General features: G+C 71.2%; 3 protein-coding genes. 1 reads left to right on the forward strand and 2 read right to left on the reverse strand.

The window, feature by feature from the left end; translation table 11 throughout:
* A partial coding sequence (locus QK444_RS30050) for a DUF3068 domain-containing protein (RefSeq protein ID WP_282785492.1) occupies window positions 1-1,136 on the reverse strand: 1,136 nt, incomplete at its 3' end.
* Window positions 1,137-1,685: 549 nt separating this feature from the next.
* On the opposite strand from QK444_RS30050, the gene QK444_RS30055 reads away from it, so the two are divergent.
* Complete coding sequence (locus QK444_RS30055) at window positions 1,686-2,744, forward strand: acyltransferase (protein WP_282785494.1); 1,059 nt, start codon at window positions 1,686-1,688, stop codon at window positions 2,742-2,744.
* A gap of 66 nt (window positions 2,745-2,810) precedes the next feature.
* Here QK444_RS30055 and QK444_RS30060 read toward each other — a convergent pair.
* Window positions 2,811-6,709, reverse strand: a 3,899-nt coding sequence (locus QK444_RS30060; protein WP_282785493.1) for an alpha-(1->3)-arabinofuranosyltransferase family protein, incomplete at its 5' end; no start/stop codon positions are given.

Here is a 6,709-nt window from a genome sequence, read left to right on the forward strand (position 1 = left end):
ATCTTGCCGATGTCGATCTGCTGCGTCGGCGCGTCCGAGAACGCGTCACCGGAACCCGGCCGCGGACCGGCACCCGAGCGGGCCGCGCCGCGGCGCACCGGATCCTTGCCGCCGCCGAGCAGGCCCAGCACCAGACCCGCGATCAGGGCGATGGCGCCCAGGACGCCGAAGATGATCGGCATGACGCGGCCGTAGAGGGCCAGCTTGTCGGTGTTCTCCTTGGCGACCGCGATCTGCGACTCGATGGTGTTCTCGTCGAAGACCAGTTCACCCTTGAGCACGGTGACCTCGGGGTTGTCGGCGCTGCGCGCGTAGTACTGGTAGATCTTCTCGCCGCCCTTGATGACGGTGCCGGTCTGCGGCTCCACCCACACGTCACGGGTGTTGGTGTACCAGCGGGTCATGGTGACCGGCTCTTCGCCTTCCAGCCCCCACTTGGCGGCGGGCAGGCTCAGCTTGTTGGTCGGCGAGTTCACCACGGTGGAGAGGTCGACGGGCGGGATCGTCTGCGAGAAGTGGTAGACCTTCGTGTTGTTGATCTCCGTCTCCTCGACGAAGTTGATGTCGTAGGTCTGCCGGGCGTTGACGTCGAAGTACGGGTACGTCTTCTTCTCGGTGCCGATCGGGAAGCGGTACTGCAGACCGGTGTGCTGGACCGGGTCCATCACGGTCTGACCGTTCTTGTCCACGGTCGCGCCGATCGCGCCGTTCGGGCCGCCGTCGACCTCGTCGACCGGCATACCGGTCTTGCGGTCCACGGTGACCCGGTCGATGGACGCCGTCAGCAGGCCGGTGTCGCCCTGCTTGTCGGTGCGGCGCAGCGTCTGACCGGCCTGAATGGTCAGGATCTCCGCGCTGACCGGCTCCTCGATGGTCAGGAAGCGCTGCGAGAACAGCGGCACGTTGGTGTCGACCTTCGCCGCGCCCTCGGGGGAGGTCAGCGACTTGGCGTCGAGGACCTCACCGGCGTTCTCGGGTCCATTGGTCGCGACAGTGGTGATCTCCAGGTCGAGCGGCGTCTTGGCGAGCTGATTGACCGTATAGGTGGGGATCATCACCGCGGCGACGAGCAGCATCGCGCCCAACCCCACGAGTAGGCAGGCTACTGTCCTTCTGGTACCGGCACTCAGTGCCATGCAGGTTCTCCTCGTCGTCGAACAGGTCGTTCCGGCGCGGTACTGCGGTCGCCGCGCAGCACGCGTGAGCCCCGACACTAACAGTCCGGTCTGCCCTTACGCTGCGCCGAGGCCGGAAATCCCCGCGAAACGGCCCCAAGTCAAACACGGAGTGCTCACATCAGGCCAGACAAGGCACACTGGATCGCGATGACCACGACCCTGCACCCGTCCTCCGAACCCCCCCGACCGGTCGGTGAAGAAGCCGAATCCGCGCAGGTGGAGGGTGCAATCGAGTCGACTTCCACACCCGTCGGCGCGGGCGGGGACACGGCCGCACCGCCGCGCGGCGATTCCACCGGCGCGACCACTTCGGCTGCCACCGGCCCGACATCCGCGACATCATCTGCTTTCGCTATGGCACCGCGACACGGCGGCTCCGCGCCGACCGCGGCCCGACCCGCACCCGGCGATATCGACCAGCGGGCAGCCGCGGCGGTCTCCGGAGCCGAGGCGGCGGCACACCGGGCGCGGACATCACGGGCCGGATTCCTGCCCGCCTTGGAGGGCATGCGCGGGCTGGCGGCGCTCGGTGTGGTTGTCACCCACGTGGCATTCCAAACCGGGGCGACCAGTTTGCCAGTGGTGGGGCGTGTGCTGGAGCGGTTCGACATGGCTGTCGCGGTGTTCTTCGCACTGTCGGGATTCCTGCTCTGGCGGCCCCACGCCGCCGCGGCGCGCGGACTCGGCACCGCGCCCACCGCGCGGCGGTACCTGCTGCATCGTGCGGCCCGCATCCTGCCCGCGTACTGGGCGGTGGTCTGTGCGGTGCTGATCCTGCTGCCGACCGCGGCGAGCACCGCCGGATTCCGGGTGTGGCTGGCGAATCTCGGCCTGGTGCAGGTATTCGTGCCGCTCACCCTGACCGACGGGCTCACCCAGATGTGGAGTCTGTCGGTGGAGATGGCGTTCTATCTGGTGCTGCCGCTGCTGGCCTTCGCGGTGGCGTGGCTGCGCGGGGAGCGGGCGCGCTGGCGGGTGCCGGTGCTGCTCGCCTTCGGAACACTGTGTCTGACTTGGAATCTCATTCCGGTGCCGACCCCGGACGCCATCAACTCCGACAACTGGCTGCCCGGCTACCTGCCCTGGTTCGCCGCGGGCATGCTGCTGGCCGAACTGGCCGACCTGGCGGTGCCGCGGCTGCGCCGCCTCGCCGGGAATCCGTGGATTCTGTGGCCGATCGCGGCCGCGGCCCTGCTGCTCTCGGCCACCGATCTGGGCGGCCTGCCCGGACTCACCCGGGGTGCGCCCTGGCAGTACGTCATGAAGATGGCCTTCGGCGCGATCATCGGCTTCACCCTGCTCGCCCCCCTGGTGCTGCGCCCCGATATCCGCCACCGTTGGCTGGAGAGCCGCACCGCCGCCATGCTCGGCCGCTGGTCCTACGGCGTCTTCCTCTGGCACCTGGCCGTACTCTCCATCGTCTTCCCGGTCTTCGCCATCGTCCCCTTCAGCGGCGACTTCCCCCAGGTCCTCGCCCTCACCATCGCCCTCACCCTCCCCCTGGCCGCCGCCAGCTACGCCCTCATCGAGGAACCCGTCCGCCGCTGGGCGCGCCGCTTCGGCTGAGCATCGAGGGGGAACTGGTGGCGGGAACCTCTCGGGCGATGCCGCTACCAGTTCCCCCTCGATCTGTCAGCGGGGACGGCCCGGGGGGAGGGCGGCGACGGCGACCGCGATGACGGCGACGAGGGCGGGGAGTTGGGTCCAGAGGGAGCCGCCCATATAGGTCTCGGGGGAGCGCCAGGGGCCGGTGGAGAGCGCGGCGGCGGAGACGGCGGTGCCGCCTGCCGCCAGCGCGACGAGGATGCGGTCCCAGTGGCGTGGACGCAGGTGGCTGGCGACGAGAGCCGTTGCGGCGAGCGCTATTCCGACGGGTCCGGAGATCAGCCCCGCCGTGGCGGTGATTCCCAGTGCGCCCACGGTCCGGCTGCGCCAGGTGCGGGGCGCGGCCGAGTGCCTGGTGATCGCTGGGGTATCCGCCTCCGCGTACGGCTGGTCCGCGTTATGCGCGTGTGGCTCGGCCGCGTCACTCGCGAGTAGTTTGGCCGCAGCATCCGCGTGTGGCTCGGTCGCGTGACTCGCGGGCGGCTCGGCCGGACCGGTGCCGGGGGTGCGCAGCGCGCGCACGCGGTACGAGAGCCAGCCCCCTAGCGCGAGCACCGCGAGCGGCACCAGCAGGACCAGTCCACCGAAGATCGCGAGGCGGTACCAGCGGTCGGCGGGGAAGGAGACGGTGATGGGCCCCTCGGTATCCGCGGGAACCAGCCAGGCCTGCTGCCAGCCGTCGATCACCACCGGCTCGAGCGCGGTGCCGTCGGCGGTATGCGCCTCCCAGCCCACATTGGTGCTGAGCGGCAGCACCAGCAGACGCGTGCCGGGGGCGGCGCGGACACCGGTGGGGGCGGCGAAAGCGGCCGGAGGCGGGGTGGGAGCGGCTGCCGCACTCTCTTCCGTCGCCGGCGCGTACGAACCGCCCAGCGCGGCACGGTTCAGGCGCAGTTCGTCGACGGTGAAGAGTTCGGTCGGCGCGACCGTCACGTCCACCTGTCCGGCGGGCAGGCCGACCAGGTCGCCGCCGGTGCGGTCCCAGTCGTCATCGACCGGCAGGTCCGGCGCGTCGGCGGCCACTTCCTCGGGGGTGCACAGGCGCGCGGGCAGCGGTGCGCCGGAACGCAATTCGTCGATCGTGCCGGTCACTGAGGTGTGCAGGGTGCGGCCGGCCATGGCGATGGTCGGGCCGTTGGCGCAGTCCACGGTGATCGGTGTGCCCGGGTCTGCGGCGGCCGGGTAGTCGGGTCCGAGGACGGCGACCTCCGCCAGGCCGGGCGGCTGTTCCTGCGCGAAACCCAGTGCGGTGCGGTCGAGCACCGTATCCCAGGTGTGAATGCTGAGTTCGATGCGGTCGGTGACCTGTGGATGCAGGTCGACGCGGGAGGTGGCGCCGGAGTCGGGATCCACCTCGCGAATCTGCGGCCCGTCACCGAGATTCACCGATACCGAGGTCGGATGGGCGGGCAGTTCGCCCGGTGACGGTGTGATGGCGATGCCCGTCACCAGCGTCGGCTCGGGCAGTTCGATGACCAGGGTCGGCTTGGGCCCCAGGATGTTTCGCACCGTGGTCTCCGGCGCGACCCAGCTGGTGCGGGGATCGCCGTCGGTGGCCGCCACGGCCGCGCCCCGCGGATCGGCCACATCGGCGCGCCCGCGGGCGACGGGTCGGGTCGGATCGGAGAGCAGCCGCTCCAGCGCGGGTCCGGGCCGGGTGCGGACCATCAGCTCGGGCGATACGGCCAGCGGTTCGGGCACCGAGAGCATGCGCTCGAACACGCCGGGCTCCTCGGCGGCCAGTGCGAGTGCCTTACTGCATCGAATCCGGTCCGGTGCGTCGAAACAGGCGCTGCGGCCGGGGAATTCCTGGCCGAGCCGCCAGCCGTCGATCCAGGCGCCCGCCGGGGTGGGCGGCAGCACGATGCGATGCTGGATATCCACCCGCACGGGATCGTCGCGCCGCCCGTAGTCGTCGAGGGTGAGTTCGCTGATGCCGAACTGCCCACCGCCCGAGCCGTTCTCGGTCTGCCGGGCGGTGATCTTGACCCATTGTGTCCGTCCCGGCGGCAGTGAGATGTTCACCGGCGTACCGGGTTCGGCGACACGCGCGGACACCGTGCCGCGGGCCGTCGCCACCTCCAGCCACTTCACCGGCGAACCGATGGCGGCCCGGCTGGTGGTCACCCGCAGTGCGCCCGCGTCGATCGGTTCGTCCAGATCGAGCCGCAGCCACTGGCCGATGGCGGTCTGGGTGCCGTTGCTCAGCCAGCCGGTGGCCGGATCGCCGTCGACCACCGCGGCGGTGGAGCTGCCGGGCGCGGCACCGCCGAGCTGGGTGGCATCGCCCGCCGAACTGGAGACCGTGATCGTGGCCCCCGACCACTCCCCGCGCACCAGCTGCGCGCCGGGTACCGGATAGTCGGGTACCAGGTTGAAGGTCCGTCGCGGATCGCCCTCCGCGCGCACGGCCGAGCTGTGGTTGTCGACGCGCCCGAAATCGGTCTCCCGGGCCATGGGGGTATCGGTGACGGTGACCGCCTCGATGGGCAGTCCGGCCCGCTCCGCATCGGCGGCCAGCAGTGTCGGTCCGGCGGGGATACCGGGATCGCGGGCCAGCCGCTCCAGTACCTCCGGACCGCCCTGCACCACGGGCACACCGTCCAACGGCACCTCGTACGCACCCGGGAAGGACTCCGGCGCGCCTGTCCCGCTGTTGATGTCGGCGGGCGTGCCCACCGGCCGCGGCTGCACGCGGTAGATCTCGACGGCCGGATAGCCCGGCCGCAGGTCTCCGTCGGAGACCAGGCCGTCGGCCTTCCCGTTGGTGTCCACGGGATCGCCGAACTCCGCCACTTTGCGCAGTCCCGGCGAGCCCTCGATCGCCTGGTGCGCCAGCATGGGTCGCGTCGAGCGCGAGGTCTCCGGATCGAGATCGTTGCGCAGCACCAGCACGCCGATGCCCTGCTCGGCCAGCGTGGCCGCGAGTCCCGCCGACGGCCGCCCGTCGGCGATGAGGCGCTGTACCGAATCCATGGCGCGGATGGCGCCGGGGGGATTGAGCGGCACCGCGTCCCGGACCGCCCACGGGGTGCTCGCCAGGGCCTGGAGCGGTTCGTCGCGGGTCAGGCCCCACACCTGGCTGCCGAACGGCGCACCGGGCACCACCAGTGCGCGGGTGTCGGCGGCGTTGTGCGCCAACCACTGCGCGGTCTGCTTCCAGTAGCCCGGCACCTCGTCGTAGGCGCCGCGCGGGGCCAGCTTCCCGGTCCACGCCAGCGAGGTGGACAGCGCCAGGGCGGTGAGCACGAGCGCCGTCACCGCCACCATGCGGTGCCGTTCGGGATGGGCGAAGGCTTTGCGCCACACCGGCATCGGAACCGATGCGGGCAGCGGCACCCGGCTCAGCAGGTGTGCCAGGCCGACCACCAGCGGTATGCGGATGAGCGGTTCCAGTTTGTGCACATTGCGCAGCGGTGCGCCGCCGGAATCCAGGAACAGCCGCACCTGTTCGGCGAACGGGCCGCCCAACTGCCCGACGTAGCCGGCGCAGATGCCGACCAGGCCCACGCACAGGATCAGGACGAAACGGCCGCGCCAGGGCATGGAACGCAGGGCGAGTCCGGCCATGCCCGCGGCGGCGAGCATGCCGGTGGCGAGCACGGCGGCGGGCTGGGTCACCAGCACCGCACCGGCGATGCGCTCGGGGGAGACGAAGGGGGTCCAGCTGTCGGTGCCGCGCAGCACCTCCGCCAGGGAGGCCCACTGGGTGGTCACCCCGGCGGACTCGATGTAGTCCAGGAACGGCGGGCTCACCCGGCCGAGCAGCAGCAACGGAACGACCCACCAGCAGGTGGCGAGGGCCAGCAGCGGAATCCAGGCGCGGGTGAAGCGCCACCACAGTGGGTTGGGCCGGTAGGAGGCCCACCACAGCGCGGCGGGGAGGAAGGCGGCGGCCGTGGCGACGGCGTTGACCGAGCCCATGA

It is taken from the genome of Nocardia sp. CC201C, assembly GCF_030010695.1.
GTDB lineage: Bacteria > Actinomycetota > Actinomycetes > Mycobacteriales > Mycobacteriaceae > Nocardia > Nocardia otitidiscaviarum.